Below are 13,756 nucleotides of genomic sequence, written 5' to 3'. Positions count from 1 at the left end.
AGGACAGTATGGGTGGCTGAGCAGCGTTCGGACGGCGCCGCGTCATGGTGGCGTATGATCGGGCAGCCGAAAGGCGCATAGTTGGACCATGACAATCCCTTATACCCGGGGCGACTCCTTCAGCGGCGGAGATTCCCGGGAACATATCAGACGGGCGCTCGTGGACTCCGGGGCCACCGACGTGCTTTTCAGTCAACGCGGGCACCGGAGCGCCATCGCCTTCAGGGGCGGCGGGAGGCAATTCCGCATCGTCCTTTCCCAGTCGCAATCCGACGAGACTTCCCTCGGCCGGGGGGACTCAGCGGAGGGCCCTGTCCGCGAAGCGAAGGCAAAAATCCTTGAACGGGCCAACCGCAGGAGTTGGCACGCCCTGGCCCTGGCAATAGATGCCAAACTCGCGGCAGTGGCGGCAGGCATTACCACCCTGGAATCGGAATTCCTGGCACATGTGGTTCTCCCGGGGAACCGCACCGTGTTCGACGAACTCGAACCCGTCATCGACTCCGCTTACCGCTCCGGCCGGCGTCCCCTGTTCGGTGATTCGGCCCCGTCCACACCCGGCGCAGCGCCGGAGATCCCGGCAGACGTCCCGGTCCTGCACCCGGTACCGGGGCCGGCAGCCCTCGGGTGGGCATAGCTGCCTGGATTAACTTAGGCTTCTCCGCCCTTTAGCGCGTCAAGAGGGCGTAGACTCCGGGTACGTCGGACGCCATGTAAAGCCCGTGCACGAAAGCCCTGAAAGGCACCCTCAATGACCGAGAGCAGCATCCGCGACCAGTGGCACCGGCTTCCTTCCACCGTTACCCAGTGGCTGATTGATAACCCCGGCTGCGTGATCCTTCCCCGGACCTTGTCCGCGGAGATCGTTGCGGCCACGGGCCAGCCCCTCCACCAGGATCTCCACGGCGAAACCGCGCTCGGGCAACAGGACGTGGATTTCATCCGGATGAAATCGCGCGAGGCCGAAACCGGGCACCCGAACACCGATTACACCTTCTTCGACTCTGTGCAGCCCTAGACCCCGGACGCCGTACCGGCAATCCAGCCCTGTGACGTTTCGTCAGAGTGTGTCGAGGGCTCCTTTGGCACTTTCCACCAGGACGTGGGTGCCGGCTTGGACGTGGACCACTTCGCCGTCGATCTGGCAAGGAACAGCGTTCCGCGTTGTAAACGCATAACTGCTGACGCTGGGTTGACGCCCCAGTCCCAGCGTGACGGCCCGAAGGGTCATCAGCGCCATCTTCCAGCGCCCGGCATGGGGCAGGGTCACCACCTCGAACCGGCCGTCGTCCGGGTGGTGGGACTCGCTGACCGTTCCATACTTGGCCATTCGTGAAATGTTGGCCAGGATCAGGCTGTCGAAGCGCGCGGTGGCCCCGTCGTCGCGCACGAGCTCGAACGGCCTCAGGCCGGAGAGCGTCCGGGCAACCGAGATGAGTTCGAGTATTTTCCCCTTGCCGCCCTTCTCGATGCCGATGGCCATCAACGGCGTAAGCCCGAACCCTATGTAGGAGTGGGCGTAGTGAACCTGCTCCCGAGACGGACCGCGAAAGGTGATGCGCAGCAGGTCGATGCGGCGGACCCGGTTCCCGTGGAGGGCCTCCATCAGTGACTTTTCCGGCATGCTCCGGTGATGATCATTTGCGTTGCCGGCAGGGAGGACGGTGCACACCGCCCTGCTGCCGGGGACCTCCAGGACGCCGTTGACAACCTCGTTGTACCCGCCGTCGCCGCTGACCGAAACGATGAGCGGGGCTCCTTCCGCGGCCGCGGAGCGCGCCAGGTCACGGGCATGCCCCGCAAAATCTGTTGGCATCAGCTCAACGTGAAGACCCGGCAGCTCAGCGGCGATATCCTGCTGCAGGGCATCGATCCGGCTGGCCATTCCGGCCCTGGACGGATTGAAAATCAGGACTACCCTGTCGAACGGGCCGGCAGGTGCGGGGTCATCAGCCATGGCGCCCATCCTCCCACGGTAGCGGCGGCCGTGTGGGCCCCGCGGAATTAGGGTGCGGCGTCCCCGCTCCCCGTTTCCGACCAGAAGGCCAGGATGTGCCGGGTGACTTCGGCAGGTGCCACGAGGAGCGGCGCCACGTGGCCGCCTCCCGCCACCTGTATGAACCGGCCGTCCGGAATGGTGTGCGCCGCCCGCTCAGCCTCCGCCATATCGAGCAAGGCGTCGTTTCTGCTGGCCAGCACCAGGGCGGGCACCTGAAGCCGCGGCAGGACCGGGCGGAGGTCCGGACGGTGCAGCATGACGGACTGCATGGCCCAGTATTTGCCCATCTTGTCGCCCCGGCGGAACGACTCCGTGATGGCCGCCGCAGCAGCCGGCTCGGTTTTGGCCGAACCCTTGCCAGCGAGGGCGTCCACGACCATCGAACTGAACGGCCCGGGTCCCAGAACGCGGAAGAGGTACACCAGCAGGGACGACCGGCGGCGCTCGGCCTTGGACAGCGGGTACGGGGGTGTCCCGATGGTGGTCAGCGTCCGGCAGCGCGACGGGAAGCTGTCCGCGAAGACAATGCCCACGTGCCCGCCCCACGCGTTACCCACCCAATCCACGGGCGCCGAAACGCCCAGCGCTTCGAGGACCTCCGCGGCGGCCTTCGCGCAGTCCTGGAGTGAATAGAGCCTTCGCGGACCCGGGCTCCCGCCGTGGCCAGGCCCGTCCAGCAGGAAAAGCTCCCGCTCCTTCGACAGGTCCTCCACCACGCCCTCGAAGGTGCTGGAGTCCATAAACAGGCTGTGCCACAGCAGGGCCGGCTTTCCCGCGCCGGACCGGCGGACCTGGATGGGACCCAGGTTCGTCTCAACCACGGTCGAAGAGCTGTCCAGGAGCATGGCCGCCTCCACGGGGTATCTGCTTCGTTTGTAAAGCCTAGGGATGCAGTCTTCTCCACGGCCATGTCCGCGTCAATGCACAGGCCGCTCACGGCGGCGGCGTTGCCTGCTGGTCCTCCGCTGAAGCACCCAAGCTGGGCCCGCCGTCGGACTTCCCCGCCGGGGATCCTGGCGCGACACCTTGACTTTTTTTCTGAGTCAAGTCATAATTGAGTATAATCAGTTATTCGCTTCGACCCATTCCAGAAGGAGCACCACCCATGCGAGCGTTCGTCGTCACCCAATACAAGGAGCCGCTGCGCGAAGCGGACGTGCCCGAGCCCGCGGTCGGCGAGCGCGACGTGCTGGTCCAGGTCCACGCAGCCGGCCTTAACCAGCTGGACGAGAAGATCCGGCTGGGTGAGTTCCAGCAGATCCTCCCCTACAAGCTCCAGTTGATCCTCGGCAACGATGTGGCCGGCACGGTCCTGCGCGTCGGGGCAAAGGTGAGCCAGTTCAAGCCTGGCGACGAGGTCTACGCCCGCCCGGCCAAGGACCGCATCGGCACCTTCGCTGAGCGCATCGCCGTCGCCGAGGAAGACCTGGCGCTGAAACCCGTGTCGGCCAGCATGGCGGAAGCCGGATCGCTGCCACTGGTGGCACTGACGGCATGGCAGGCCCTCGTGGAGCAGGGCAACGTGAAGCCCGGACAGAAGGTCCTCATCCATGCCGGCGCCGGCGGGGTGGGCTCCATCGCCATCCAACTCGCCAAGCACCTCGGCGCCCATGTGGCCACCACCGCGAGCGCGGCAAACGCCGACTTCGTCCGCAGCCTGGGCGCGGACACGGTGATCGATTACCGCGCGCAGGACTTCGAGCAGCTCCTCACCGGCTACGACCTGGTGCTGGACAGCTTAGGCGGGGAGAACCTCGAAAAGTCGCTGCGCATCCTGAAGCCCGGCGGCAAGGCAATAGGGATCTCCGGCCCGCCGGACCCGGCGTTCGCCCGCGCGGCTGGCCTCAACCCCGTAATGCGCCTGGCGGTCGCCGGACTCAGCAGCAAGATCCGCCGGCAGGCGAAGAAGCGCGGCGTCAGCTACGAATTCCTGTTCATGCGCGCCAGCGGCGAGCAGCTGCGCCGGATCACCGAACTGGTGGATAACGGCGTGCTGCGCCCGGTGGTGGGCAAGGTCTTCGACTTCGACGACACCCCGGAGGCACTGCAGGCCCTCGCCGACGGCGGGATCCGCGGCAAGGCCGTGGTTACGCTGTGAACCCCCCGCACCCCTTTCAGCCAACAAAACATCCAGGAGAGCAACCGTCATGAGCAATCCCGAGAATGACTCCGTCATCACCTCGTACACGGAGGCCCCCACCCGCACCGTCACCGCCGGGGGCACCACCTTCGCCTATCGCGAGCTGGGACCCAAGGGCGGCATCCCCGTGGTGTTCTTTGTGCACCTCGCCGCCACCCTGGACAACTGGGATCCGCGCATCATCGACCCCATCGCCCAGAACCGCCACGTCATCACCTTCGACCAGCCCGGCGTGGGCGCCTCCACAGGACAGGTTCCCAGCAGTATCGAGGAAATGGCCGACGACGCCTACACCTTCATCCGGGCCCTCGGGTTCGACACGGTGGACGTCTTCTCCTTCTCGCTGGGTGGCATGATCGCCCAGGACCTTGCCCTCAAGCACCCCGGGCTTGTCCGCAGGCTCGTGCTGACCGGAACCGGCCCGCGGGGCGGCAAGGACATGGACAAGGTGGTGGGCATTACGTACTTCGACATCCTCCGAGCGGCACTGACCCGGTCCGACCCCAAAGAGTTCCTGTTCTTCAACCGCAACGCCACCGGCAAGCCCGCCGCGAAGGCGTTCATCCGGCGCCTCCAGGAGCGCACCATGGACCGGGACAAGCCGATCAGCACGGCCGCGTTCCAGGCGCAGCTGAAGGCGATCCAGAAGTTCGGCCGCTCTGCCCCGGCGGACCTGTCCAAACTCACCCAGCCCACGCTCATCGCCAACGGCGACAACGACCGGATGGTGCCCTCCGGTCTGTCCGAGGACCTGCACCGCCGCATCAAGGGATCAGAGCTGGTCATTTACCCCGATTCCGGCCACGGCGGCATCTTCCAGCACCACGCCGCCTTCGCACCCGCCGCCGTCGAATTCCTCGCCGGCTGACGCGCCGGACCTATACTCCTTACTGAGCCCAGTCAGTTAGACCGAGAGGAACGCCATGCCCGTCGCTTCCCAGCCGCTCGGACGCCGTGAGCGGAACAAGCAGCAGAAGCTCGAGCGCATCATTGCCGCCGCCAGCGAGCTGTTTGCCGAGAACGGGGTGGAGGATGTCACCACGCAGCAGATCGCCCAGAAGGCGGACATCGGCACCGGAACCCTGTTCCTCTACGCCAAGACCAAGGGCGAGCTCCTCCTGCTCGTGCAGAATGCGAATTACGCCGAAGCACTGGAGCGGGGCCGGGCTGACGCCGAAACCATCCCCGATGCACTGGAAGCGGTGCTGGCCATCGTGCGGCCCATCGTGGACTGCAACCGCAGCCAGGTGGACAACGGCCGCACCTACCTGCGGGAAATGGTCTTCGGCGACCCGACGGAGCCGCACCACAGTGAAGCGCTGTCCATCGTGGCGCAGACCGAGGAGGCCATCGCGGCTGTTCTGGCCCGCGATGGGCTAATGGGTGCCGATGCGGCCGCCACCACGGCACGCATCGTCTCGGCGATCATGTTTATCAGCATGGCAGCGAGCGTGAACGCCGGCGCGGGCATCGAGGCGATCGTGCAGGACATCAGGACCCAGGTCGGCCTGCTGGTGCCCCGCTGACGCCGTGTGCCGTAGCGCACCAAAACCGCGTGCCGCCGTCGTACATTACGACGGCGGCACGCGGCTTGGTGCGTTGCCCGGCAGGCTGGGGCGTTGGCCTCCAGCTGAAGTCAGCGGACCCCGGCGGCCGCCAGGTCGGCGGCTTCAGCCCCGGCGGGAGCACCGGCTGCGACATCGGCCAGCCGGAGCCAGGTGTCCACCACGGTGTCCGGGTTCAGCGAGACGGACTCGATGCCCTCCTGGACCAGCCACTCGGCGAGGTCCGGGTGGTCGCTGGGGCCCTGCCCGCAGATGCCCACGTACTTGCCGCGCTCCCGGCAGGCCCTGATGGCCATCCGGAGGAGCTTCTTGACCGCGGGATCGCGTTCATCGAAGCCGCCGGACACGATGGCGGAGTCCCGGTCCAGTCCGAGGGCCAGCTGCGTCATGTCGTTGGAGCCGATGGAGAAGCCGTCAAAGAACTCGAGGAACTCGTCGGCGAGCAGCGCGTTGGAGGGCAGCTCGCACATCATGATCACGTCCAGGCCGTTCTCGCCGCGGCGCAGCCCGTTCTCGGCCAGCAGCTCGATAACGCCGCGGGCCTCCTCCAGCGTGCGCACGAACGGGATCATCAGCTTGACGTTGGTCAGGCCCATCTCGTTGCGGACGAAGGACAGGGCCTCGCACTCGAGGTCGAAGCAGTCCCGGAAGGACGGCTCCAGGTAGCGTGAGGCGCCGCGGAAGCCGAGCATCGGGTTCTCTTCGTGCGGCTCGTACGCCGGGCCGCCCAGGAGGTTGGCGTACTCGTTGGACTTGAAGTCGGACATGCGCACAATCACCGGCTCGGGCGCGAACGCCGCTGCGATGGTGGACACCCCTTCGGCCAGGCGCTTGACGTAGTACTCCCGCGGGCTGCTGTACGCGGCGATCCGCTCCCGGATTTCAGCCGCCACCTCCGTCGGCTGGCTGTCCAGGTTCAGCAGGGCCTTGGGGTGGATGCCGATCTGGCGGTTGATGATGAACTCGAGCCGGGCCAGGCCCACACCATGGTTGGGCAGCTGGGCGAAGGTGAACGCCTGTTCCGGGGTGCCCACGTTCATCATGACCTTCACCGGGGCCTCGGGCATCTTGGTGATCCCGGTTTCCTCCACGGTGAAGTCCAGCAGGCCTGCGTAGATGACGCCGGTCTCGCCGTCGGCGCAGGAGACGGTAACCTCCTGCCCGTCGGACAGGGAGTCGGTGGCGTGGCCGGTTCCCACGACGGCGGGGATCCCCAGTTCGCGGGCGATGATGGCCGCGTGGCAGGTCCGTCCTCCGCGGTTGGTGACGATCGCGGAGGCCCGCTTCATAATCGGTTCCCAGTCGGGATCGGTCATGTCGGCCACCAGCACGTCGCCGGTCTGGAACGCGGCCATCTGGTCGATCGCGGTGAGGATGCGGACGCGGCCGGCACCGATCCGCTGGCCGATCGCCCGCCCTTCGGCGAGCACCGGGCCGGTTTCGTTGAGGCGGAAGCGGCTCTGGCTGCCGGGGGCGCGGCGGGACTGCACGGTTTCCGGGCGGGCTTGCAGGATGTACAGGCCGCCGTCGATCCCGTCCTTGCCCCACTCGATGTCCATGGGACGGCCGTAGTGGTTCTCGATGGCCACCGCGTGCCGTGCGAGCTGCTCGACGTCCTCGTCACTGAGGCTGAAGCGGTTCCGCAGGGACGCCTCCACCGGGACGAAGTCGATGGTGCGGCCGATCTCCTGGCTGGACGTGTAGGTCATCTGCAGGGCCTTCTCGCCCAGTCCGCGCTTGAGGATGGCGGGCCGGCCGGCCTGCAGCGCCGGCTTGTAGACGTAGAACTCATCCGGGTTCACGGCGCCCTGGACTACGGCCTCGCCCAGGCCGTAGGAGGAGGTGACGAACACGGCGTCCTGGAAGCCGGATTCGGTGTCCATGGTGAACATGACGCCGGAGGCCCCGACGTCGGAGCGCACCATCCGCTGGATGCCTGCCGAGAGTGCCACGTCGGCGTGCTCGAACTTGTGGTGCACGCGGTACGCGATTGCCCGGTCGTTGTAGAGCGACGCAAAGACGTCCTTGATGGCGGCGAGGATGTTCTCAATGCCGCGGACGTTCAGGAAGGTTTCCTGCTGGCCGGCGAAGGACGCGTCGGGGAGGTCTTCCGCCGTCGCGCTGGACCGCACAGCCCAGGAAAGGTCGTCGGAGCCGCCATGCTTTTCCACGAGCTCCCGGTAGGCGCTGCGCAGCTGCTGTTCGAAGTCCGGCAGGAACGGCGTCTGGCGCACCAGGGACCGGATCTCCTGCCCGGCGGCGGCCAGGGCGGTCACGTCGTCGGTGTCCAGGCCCACCAGCCGGTCGGCGATCTGCTGGTCCAGGCCGGAATCCGCCAGGAAACGGCGGTAGGCATCGGCAGTGGTGGCGAAACCGTCCGGGACCTGCACGCCGGCGGAGGTCAGGTTCTGCACCATCTCCCCAAGGGAGGCGTTCTTGCCGCCCACCCGGTCCAGGTCTTTGAGCCCAAGTTCCGAGAACCACAGGATGTCCGTTGTCATTATTTACTGCTCCTTCGCAGAGTGTGGCGTGCAGGGGCGTGCCCGGGGCGGTAACCGGCTTGGGCACAAATCTCCTCCACAGTGGCAGGCCTTGGAGAGGTGCGCCACATGATGTACGCCACACTTTGCCTGTGAAACTCTTCCCTAATGCTTCAGGTTCATCTTCTGCAGGATGGTGGCCGCCATCTCCTCGACCGAAACGCTGGCCGAGTTGAGGTACGGAATACCGTGGAATTCGTACAAACGCTCCGCACTGCGCAGCTCAAAACCGCACTGCCGCAGCGAGGCGTAGGGCGAGCCGCGGCGCCGTTCGGTGCGGACCTGGCTGAGGCGCAGGGCGTTGGTGGTGAGGCCGAAACATTTCGACACGAAGGGCTTCAGGGACCCGGGCAGCCCCTCCCGTTCAAAGTCCTCGTCCACCAGCGGAAAGTTCGCCGCGAAGATTCCGTGCTGGAGAGCCAGGTACATGGTGGTGGGCGTCTTGCCGCACCGCGACGGGGCCACCAGGATGACCTGGGCCTTCTCCAGCGCGCGCAGGCTCTGGCCGTCGTCGTGCTCCATGGCATATTCGACGGCGGCCATCCGCGACTGGTACCGCGCTGCGTTCCCCAGGCCGTGAGCCCGCCCGGGTTCGCCGCTGGCGTGGCTGCCGAGGGCGTGCTCGAGTTGCCCCACATGCGTCCCGATCAGGTCCACCACGATGCCCTTGCACCCGGACAGGGTCTGGCGGATGTCGCTGCTGACCGCCGTCGAAAAGACGATGGGGGCAGGCCCCGCCTCGGCGATGCCGTCGATGGTCCTGACCACGGACCGGGCCTGGTCAACGGTGGTGATGAAGGGGATGGTGATCCGGTCGAAGTTGTTCCCGGGGAACTGGGTCAGCAACGTGTTGCCGAGGGTTTCCGCCGTGATGCCGGTGCTGTCCGAGAGGAAATAGACAGGCCGGAGATCGTCATTAACCATGGCACGACCTTAGCGGGCGCGGCGGGCGGTCAGCGACGAACGGCTGGTGCGGCGGGAGGAGCCGTGAAAGAGCCGTTCAACACGCCTGGTTGAGTGCCGCCACCGCCGCTTCCTCCATCTCGTACGAATCCCATTCGCCGAGACCAAACGGATCGGACTTCGGGGCGCGGGCCACGGCCATGGCAATCTGCCGCGAGCCGTCGGCGCTGATCAGCGCCAGCGCCGCGTAGCCCCGCACCACTCCCACGTGGCCGTAATAGTCGTTGTTGGAGCAGGAATCGTAATGCCGCACCACACCGAGGCCATAGGTCTGGAACTTGGGGTGATGCATCTCCGCCACGCTTTGAGGGGTCAGCAACGCCCCTTTCTGCAGGGCGGCGAAGTAGGTGTTGAGTTCAGGAACGGTGGAGATCACTCCGCTATCGGGTGAACCACTGTGGATCGGGGCCAGGGCGTTGTCCTCCAGTTCGCCGCTTGCCGTCTTGGTGTAGCCGCTGATCATCTGCCGCGGCCCCGGCTCGTCACCGGCCAGCAGGGTGTCCTGCAGCCCGAGCGGTTCCACGTTGTCGGCGCGGATTACCGTGGAAAGGCTCTGTCCCCGCAGCTTCTCGAGGAGCAGGGCCAGCACCGAATAGTTGGTGGCGGAGAAACTGAACAGGCTGCCTGAGCCGCCCGTCCACGGCATGGCTGCGGCGTAGGAAATCCGCTCCTCGTGGGTGGAGCGCCTGTTTCCTACCTCCACCAAGCTCACCCGGTAGTCCGGCATCCCGGAGCGGTGGCTGAGCAGGCTGCCGACGGTGATGGGACCGGGCGGCTTGATGATGGTTTCGAAGTCCGGGAGGTGCTTCTGAACGGGGTCATCCAGCTGGATTTTCCCTTCCTCCACGAGCTTCATGACGGACACCGCCACCATGGTCATAGTGATGTCCCCGGCGTGCGTCTGGTCCGTCATTTGCACGGGTTCGTTGGTGTCGAGGCTCCGGACGCCCTCTGCCGAGGACCACCCGCCCACGCGGGACTTCACCTCAATCACGACGGCGGTGGCTCCCCCGGCGCGCATGTCCTCGCTGTACTTTTCCAAGACTGCGGCGTACGCCGGAACAGGAGGGGCGGTGGCGGTGAGGGCCGCCGTCGGACTTTGCCCATCCGGTGGCTCCGGCGCGCCGGTGCAGCCTGCGACGGCGGGAATCACCAGGGCGGCAACGGCCGCGGCAAGGCCGCGCAACAGGGTCAAACGGCCTGCCTGCATCTCATCCCCTTAGGAGACGCCGGCCGCAGCTGGACTCCGGGGAGACCGCCAGTTGCACCCGGCCCTTTGATGTTAACCTCCGCTCCAACTTTTGGCACCAAACGCGCCACCTGTCCTCCCTAGCGTGGACAGGTCGCCGGCCACCAGCCGGCCCCGTCATCACTGGAGGAAACCACCCATGCGCACAGTCCTGACTGCCGCGGCAGCCGCCGCCCTGATCGCCGGCATGGCGAGCCCCGCCGTCGCCGCCGCGGAGACGCAGGCCGGCACGCCGTCGTCGAACGCTGCCGGAACCGCCACGTCCGCACTCACGGTGAACGAGCGCAACGGCTCCTTCGACCTGCAGAGCCACCGCGGCGGCCGCGGCGAATGGACCGAGGAATCCCTGGCCGCGTTCACGAACTCGCTGGCGCTGGGCGTGACCACCCTGGAACTCGACACCCACCTGACCCAGGACGGCAAGGTGATCGTCTGGCACGACGACACCATCCAGGCCGCCAAGTGCATGGACACCGCGCCCGCCACCGCGGGTGACCCGGAGTTCCCGTACGTCGGCGACCGCGTGGCCGAGCTGTCCCTGGCGCAGGTCAAGACGCTCAACTGCGGCTACATCCAGCTGGCGGGCTACCCGGAGCAGGACGTCATCGAGGGCAACCGGATCGCCGAGCTGAAGGACGTCTACCAGCTGGTCCGCGACACGAACGCCGCCAAGGTCCGTTTCAACGTGGAGACCAAGGTGGAAAGCAGCCAGATCGGCGGCGCCGGCATGGAGTCCCTCACCCGCGCCGTGGTGGCCGAGATCCGGGCCTCGGGCATGGCGGACCGCACCACCCTGCAGTCCTTCGACTGGTCCTCGCTGAACCTCACCAAGGAGCTCGCCCCGGAGCTGCCGCTGGTGGCGCTCTCCAGCGGTGACGCCTGGATGGGCGTGGGCCAGCCCGGCGCCAGCCCCAACCTGGGTGGCATCGACATCGACGACTACGACGGTTCCCTTCCCAAGGCGGCAGCCGCTTTGGGGTACGACGTCGTCTCCCCCACGTTCCGCTCCGTCACCGCGGAGATGATCGCCGAAGCGCATGACTTGGGCCTGCCCGTCATCCCGTGGACCGTGAACACCGCCGCGGACATGGAGCGCCTGATGGACCTGGGCGTGGACGGCATCATCACCGACTACCCCACCCGGCTGCGCACCCTCATGGAGGACCGCGGACTGAAGCTGCCGAAGGCGTACGAGGTGAAGGGCTAGGCCCTTCAGTCACGGGGTGGGGCCCGGCGGCAGCTCCTTTGGGCTGGTGCCGGGCCTTCGTCGTTTATGGGTCCATCACCTACCGGTCCAGTTTCACCGCCGTGAACAGAATTGCTGAATCCTCCTCGGCCTCCAGGCTGTGCATGCCGTCCGGGACGATCAGCAGGTCGCCGGCTTTGCCCTGCCAGGCTTCGGCGCCCGCCTTCAGCCAGACGGAGCCCTTGATGACGAAGACCGTGGCCTCGCCGGGATTCAGGTGCTCGCTGAGCTGGGTGCCGGCACGGAAAGCCATCACGGTCTGGCGCAGCCTTTTTTCGTGACCGCCGAACACGGTGTCCGAGGCGCGGCCGCTGGAACCGGACACTGCTGCCTGGAGTTGCTGACGGGCCAGGGCATCAATCGACATCTTCTGCATGAGGACACCGTACCCACTCGGCACGCGGAGATGCCGGGCCAATCTTCTGAAACCTGCGACGCTGGAGAGTGAAGTCCGGGTTCCGTGCCTCAAGAACTATGAGGAAGGGCGAGGCGTGCGGCGTCGAGTATGGCTCGGGCGTGGTTGTCAGGTACGTGGTCCGCGATACTGAGCCAGACCGTGACCGGTGGTGCCCCGATCAGGGGCACGAATACGATACCGGGGTGGGTTCCCCGTGTGCGTGCGATGTCCGGGACGACTCCAACTCCCCGATCAGCGGCAACGGTTTCGATCCATTCGTCGTAGCTCCGGGTCTCCACGACCTCAGGGGTGATATTGGGCCAGAGGTCCGGTGTCGTCGTCCCGTTCAGGACGTTGATGACCAGGGGTCGTTGCGGAACGTCCTCCCAACGTACGGGAAAGCCAACCGCCAACGGCGATCGGTGCGAGCACACCAGGACACGGGGTTCTTCAAAGAGTTTGATTGTTCGCGGTTTGTCAAGAAGTCCGTGCGGTACCGGGGATCTGAGCACGGCGGCGTCGACGTCGCCGCGGACCAGAGGCTGCGCTGGTGCGTCCACCCGGGTGAAGGAAACCTCGACGCCTGCGTTCTCCTGCAGATAGCGGGCCGTGTCCTGTGCCCACGGGGTGGGTAGGAGCCAGCTGAAGCCCAGGGTGATGGTGGTGTTCCCTCGCGCGGCGGCGACGCCCCGGTCGAGACTCGACAGCGTCGTTCTCACGTGGCCCAGGAACAGGGCTCCGTCTTCGGTGAGCTCGAAGCTCTTTGATGTCCGACGGATCAGCTGGACGCCCAAGATGGATTCGAGTTGCTGCACTGTCCGTGAGAGTGCCGGCTGGGTGATCCGCAGCCTCAGCGCCGCGTAGGTGAAGGATTCTTCCTCTGCCACAGCGGCGAACGCCCTGAGGTGCCGCACTTCCACATCCATGCTTCCCAAGCATAGACACTCGCTCTCCGCCACTTTTCCGCACGAATGGCCGCTAGTGAAGCCTCATGAGCATGAGCCGACGAGGGCTGACGAACTCTTTGTGGATCCGGTCGCGCCAAGGGGTCGAAACTGCGGCACCCCAGGCATCTCCTCCGTGAACCTTTTGTTCGTTCAAGTCATAGCAGGCGAGGTATTTGGGAGAGCCGTCCGTCTGGTAACGGGCGGCGTGGACGGTTCCGGGAACCGCTGCCAATCGCGGGAGGTGTTCCTCATCGAACCACCGGTTGAACTCGTCCTCCGTATCCGCGGGGATATCCGTCTGCGAGGTGTAGTGCCAGCGCTGCCGGGATCCCTCCGCGCGATCGCCCATCGTGTTTAGCCTGCGCAGGCGGCGCGTACGGAATGCCGGTTCCTTTCTCTTGTCGCCCTTGAGCATTGCGGCCAGGAGTGGGACCGGATTGTCGAATGTGTCCGGTCCGAGTAATTCCTGAGAGGGGAAATACATCCAGGTTTCGTCCTGCGATACTGCTGTGAGGATGTCTACGTCGATATCGGGGATGCGCCGCCGTGCCCGACGCGCGTCCGCTGTGCTCCACCGGATTCCTGGCAGTTCGAGGAGAAGGACGGGCTCAGTGGTAACAGGTGCATCCGGCTCAGCGGGCGTTGAGTTCAACGGTGAAACCTCCCTGAATCGCGTATCAGGCCGGTTGAATGATAGGGCCGGGTCCCCC

Annotated in this window: 14 protein-coding genes; 6 read left to right on the top strand and 8 right to left on the bottom strand. The window is 66.1% G+C overall.

What is annotated here, in order from left to right; genetic code table 11:
- Window positions 1–88 precede the first annotated feature (88 nt).
- Window positions 89–637, top strand: a complete 549-nt coding sequence (locus ACZ9BC_RS20810; protein WP_476247595.1) for a hypothetical protein — start codon at window positions 89–91, stop codon at window positions 635–637.
- 114 nt (window positions 638–751) lie between these two features.
- A complete protein-coding gene (locus tag ACZ9BC_RS20805; RefSeq protein ID WP_476247594.1) occupies window positions 752–1,018 on the top strand; it encodes a hypothetical protein in 267 nt (88 codons plus the stop codon).
- A gap of 42 nt (window positions 1,019–1,060) precedes the next feature.
- Here the strand turns inward: ACZ9BC_RS20805 and ACZ9BC_RS20800 are convergent, their stop codons facing one another.
- Window positions 1,061–1,957: a diacylglycerol/lipid kinase family protein gene (locus tag ACZ9BC_RS20800; protein ID WP_476247593.1), complete on the bottom strand. Its 897-nt coding sequence runs from the start codon at window positions 1,955–1,957 to the stop codon at window positions 1,061–1,063.
- A 47-nt stretch (window positions 1,958–2,004) separates the two neighbouring features.
- Window positions 2,005–2,844 (bottom strand): alpha/beta fold hydrolase, encoded by an 840-nt coding sequence (locus ACZ9BC_RS20795; protein WP_476247592.1) that lies wholly within the window; start codon window positions 2,842–2,844, stop codon window positions 2,005–2,007.
- A gap of 260 nt (window positions 2,845–3,104) precedes the next feature.
- On the opposite strand from ACZ9BC_RS20795, the gene ACZ9BC_RS20790 reads away from it, so the two are divergent.
- Genes ACZ9BC_RS20790 through ACZ9BC_RS20780 form a run of 3 tightly spaced genes read left to right on the top strand, consistent with a single transcriptional unit; the run spans window position 3,105 to window position 5,665 of the window.
- Window positions 3,105–4,097: an NADP-dependent oxidoreductase gene (locus tag ACZ9BC_RS20790; RefSeq protein WP_476247591.1), complete on the top strand. Its 993-nt coding sequence runs from the start codon at window positions 3,105–3,107 to the stop codon at window positions 4,095–4,097.
- Between the two features lie 49 nt (window positions 4,098–4,146).
- Window positions 4,147–5,007 (top strand): alpha/beta fold hydrolase, encoded by an 861-nt coding sequence (locus tag ACZ9BC_RS20785; RefSeq protein WP_476247590.1) that lies wholly within the window; start codon window positions 4,147–4,149, stop codon window positions 5,005–5,007.
- 55 nt (window positions 5,008–5,062) lie between these two features.
- A complete protein-coding gene (locus ACZ9BC_RS20780) occupies window positions 5,063–5,665 on the top strand; it encodes a TetR/AcrR family transcriptional regulator (protein ID WP_476247589.1) in 603 nt (200 codons plus the stop codon).
- 110 nt (window positions 5,666–5,775) lie between these two features.
- Here the strand turns inward: ACZ9BC_RS20780 and ppsA are convergent, their stop codons facing one another.
- From ppsA to ACZ9BC_RS20765, 3 genes are all read right to left on the bottom strand, one after another.
- Window positions 5,776–8,205: a phosphoenolpyruvate synthase gene (ppsA, locus tag ACZ9BC_RS20775; protein WP_476247588.1), complete on the bottom strand. Its 2,430-nt coding sequence runs from the start codon at window positions 8,203–8,205 to the stop codon at window positions 5,776–5,778.
- Between the two features lie 144 nt (window positions 8,206–8,349).
- A complete protein-coding gene (locus ACZ9BC_RS20770; RefSeq protein WP_275727243.1) occupies window positions 8,350–9,168 on the bottom strand; it encodes a pyruvate, water dikinase regulatory protein in 819 nt (272 codons plus the stop codon).
- A gap of 76 nt (window positions 9,169–9,244) precedes the next feature.
- Window positions 9,245–10,417, bottom strand: coding sequence for a serine hydrolase domain-containing protein (locus ACZ9BC_RS20765; protein ID WP_476247587.1), 1,173 nt, complete (start codon window positions 10,415–10,417; stop codon window positions 9,245–9,247).
- Window positions 10,418–10,595: 178 nt separating this feature from the next.
- On the opposite strand from ACZ9BC_RS20765, the gene ACZ9BC_RS20760 reads away from it, so the two are divergent.
- Complete coding sequence (locus ACZ9BC_RS20760) at window positions 10,596–11,663, top strand: glycerophosphodiester phosphodiesterase family protein (RefSeq protein WP_476247586.1); 1,068 nt, start codon at window positions 10,596–10,598, stop codon at window positions 11,661–11,663.
- Between the two features lie 79 nt (window positions 11,664–11,742).
- On the opposite strand, the gene ACZ9BC_RS20755 is transcribed toward ACZ9BC_RS20760, so the two are convergent.
- The 3 genes from ACZ9BC_RS20755 to ACZ9BC_RS20745 form a co-directional block, all read right to left on the bottom strand.
- The gene (locus ACZ9BC_RS20755) at window positions 11,743–12,078 is read right to left on the bottom strand and encodes a cupin domain-containing protein (protein WP_079598497.1); all 336 of its coding nucleotides are present in this window, start codon (window positions 12,076–12,078) and stop codon (window positions 11,743–11,745) included.
- 89 nt (window positions 12,079–12,167) lie between these two features.
- Window positions 12,168–13,025 carry a LysR family transcriptional regulator gene (locus ACZ9BC_RS20750; RefSeq protein ID WP_476247656.1) on the bottom strand — a complete coding sequence of 286 codons (858 nt, stop codon included), beginning with the start codon at window positions 13,023–13,025 and terminating at the stop codon, window positions 12,168–12,170.
- Between the two features lie 52 nt (window positions 13,026–13,077).
- Window positions 13,078–13,698, bottom strand: a complete 621-nt coding sequence (locus ACZ9BC_RS20745) for a hypothetical protein (RefSeq protein ID WP_476247585.1) — start codon at window positions 13,696–13,698, stop codon at window positions 13,078–13,080.
- Window positions 13,699–13,756 lie beyond the last annotated feature (58 nt).

Source organism: Pseudarthrobacter sp. TE3704, assembly GCF_056279405.1.
The sequence above is the reverse complement of the archived record's forward strand: the minus strand, read 5'-3'. Positions and strand labels throughout refer to the sequence as shown.

What these genes read in the sequence shown, in the direction of transcription:
- ACZ9BC_RS20810 (WP_476247595.1), top strand. Translation starts at nt 89, where the DNA reads ATGACAATCCCTTATACCCGGGGCGACTCCTTCAGCGGCGGAGATTCC.
- ACZ9BC_RS20805 (WP_476247594.1), top strand. Translation starts at nt 752, where the DNA reads ATGACCGAGAGCAGCATCCGCGACCAGTGGCACCGGCTTCCTTCCACC.
- ACZ9BC_RS20800 (WP_476247593.1), bottom strand. Translation starts at nt 1,957, where the DNA reads ATGGCTGATGACCCCGCACCTGCCGGCCCGTTCGACAGGGTAGTCCTG.
- ACZ9BC_RS20795 (WP_476247592.1), bottom strand. Translation starts at nt 2,844, where the DNA reads ATGCTCCTGGACAGCTCTTCGACCGTGGTTGAGACGAACCTGGGTCCC.
- ACZ9BC_RS20790 (WP_476247591.1), top strand. Translation starts at nt 3,105, where the DNA reads ATGCGAGCGTTCGTCGTCACCCAATACAAGGAGCCGCTGCGCGAAGCG.
- ACZ9BC_RS20785 (WP_476247590.1), top strand. Translation starts at nt 4,147, where the DNA reads ATGAGCAATCCCGAGAATGACTCCGTCATCACCTCGTACACGGAGGCC.
- ACZ9BC_RS20780 (WP_476247589.1), top strand. Translation starts at nt 5,063, where the DNA reads ATGCCCGTCGCTTCCCAGCCGCTCGGACGCCGTGAGCGGAACAAGCAG.
- ppsA (WP_476247588.1), bottom strand. Translation starts at nt 8,205, where the DNA reads ATGACAACGGACATCCTGTGGTTCTCGGAACTTGGGCTCAAAGACCTG.
- ACZ9BC_RS20770 (WP_275727243.1), bottom strand. Translation starts at nt 9,168, where the DNA reads ATGGTTAATGACGATCTCCGGCCTGTCTATTTCCTCTCGGACAGCACC.
- ACZ9BC_RS20765 (WP_476247587.1), bottom strand. Translation starts at nt 10,417, where the DNA reads ATGCAGGCAGGCCGTTTGACCCTGTTGCGCGGCCTTGCCGCGGCCGTT.
- ACZ9BC_RS20760 (WP_476247586.1), top strand. Translation starts at nt 10,596, where the DNA reads ATGCGCACAGTCCTGACTGCCGCGGCAGCCGCCGCCCTGATCGCCGGC.
- ACZ9BC_RS20755 (WP_079598497.1), bottom strand. Translation starts at nt 12,078, where the DNA reads ATGCAGAAGATGTCGATTGATGCCCTGGCCCGTCAGCAACTCCAGGCA.
- ACZ9BC_RS20750 (WP_476247656.1), bottom strand. Translation starts at nt 13,025, where the DNA reads ATGGATGTGGAAGTGCGGCACCTCAGGGCGTTCGCCGCTGTGGCAGAG.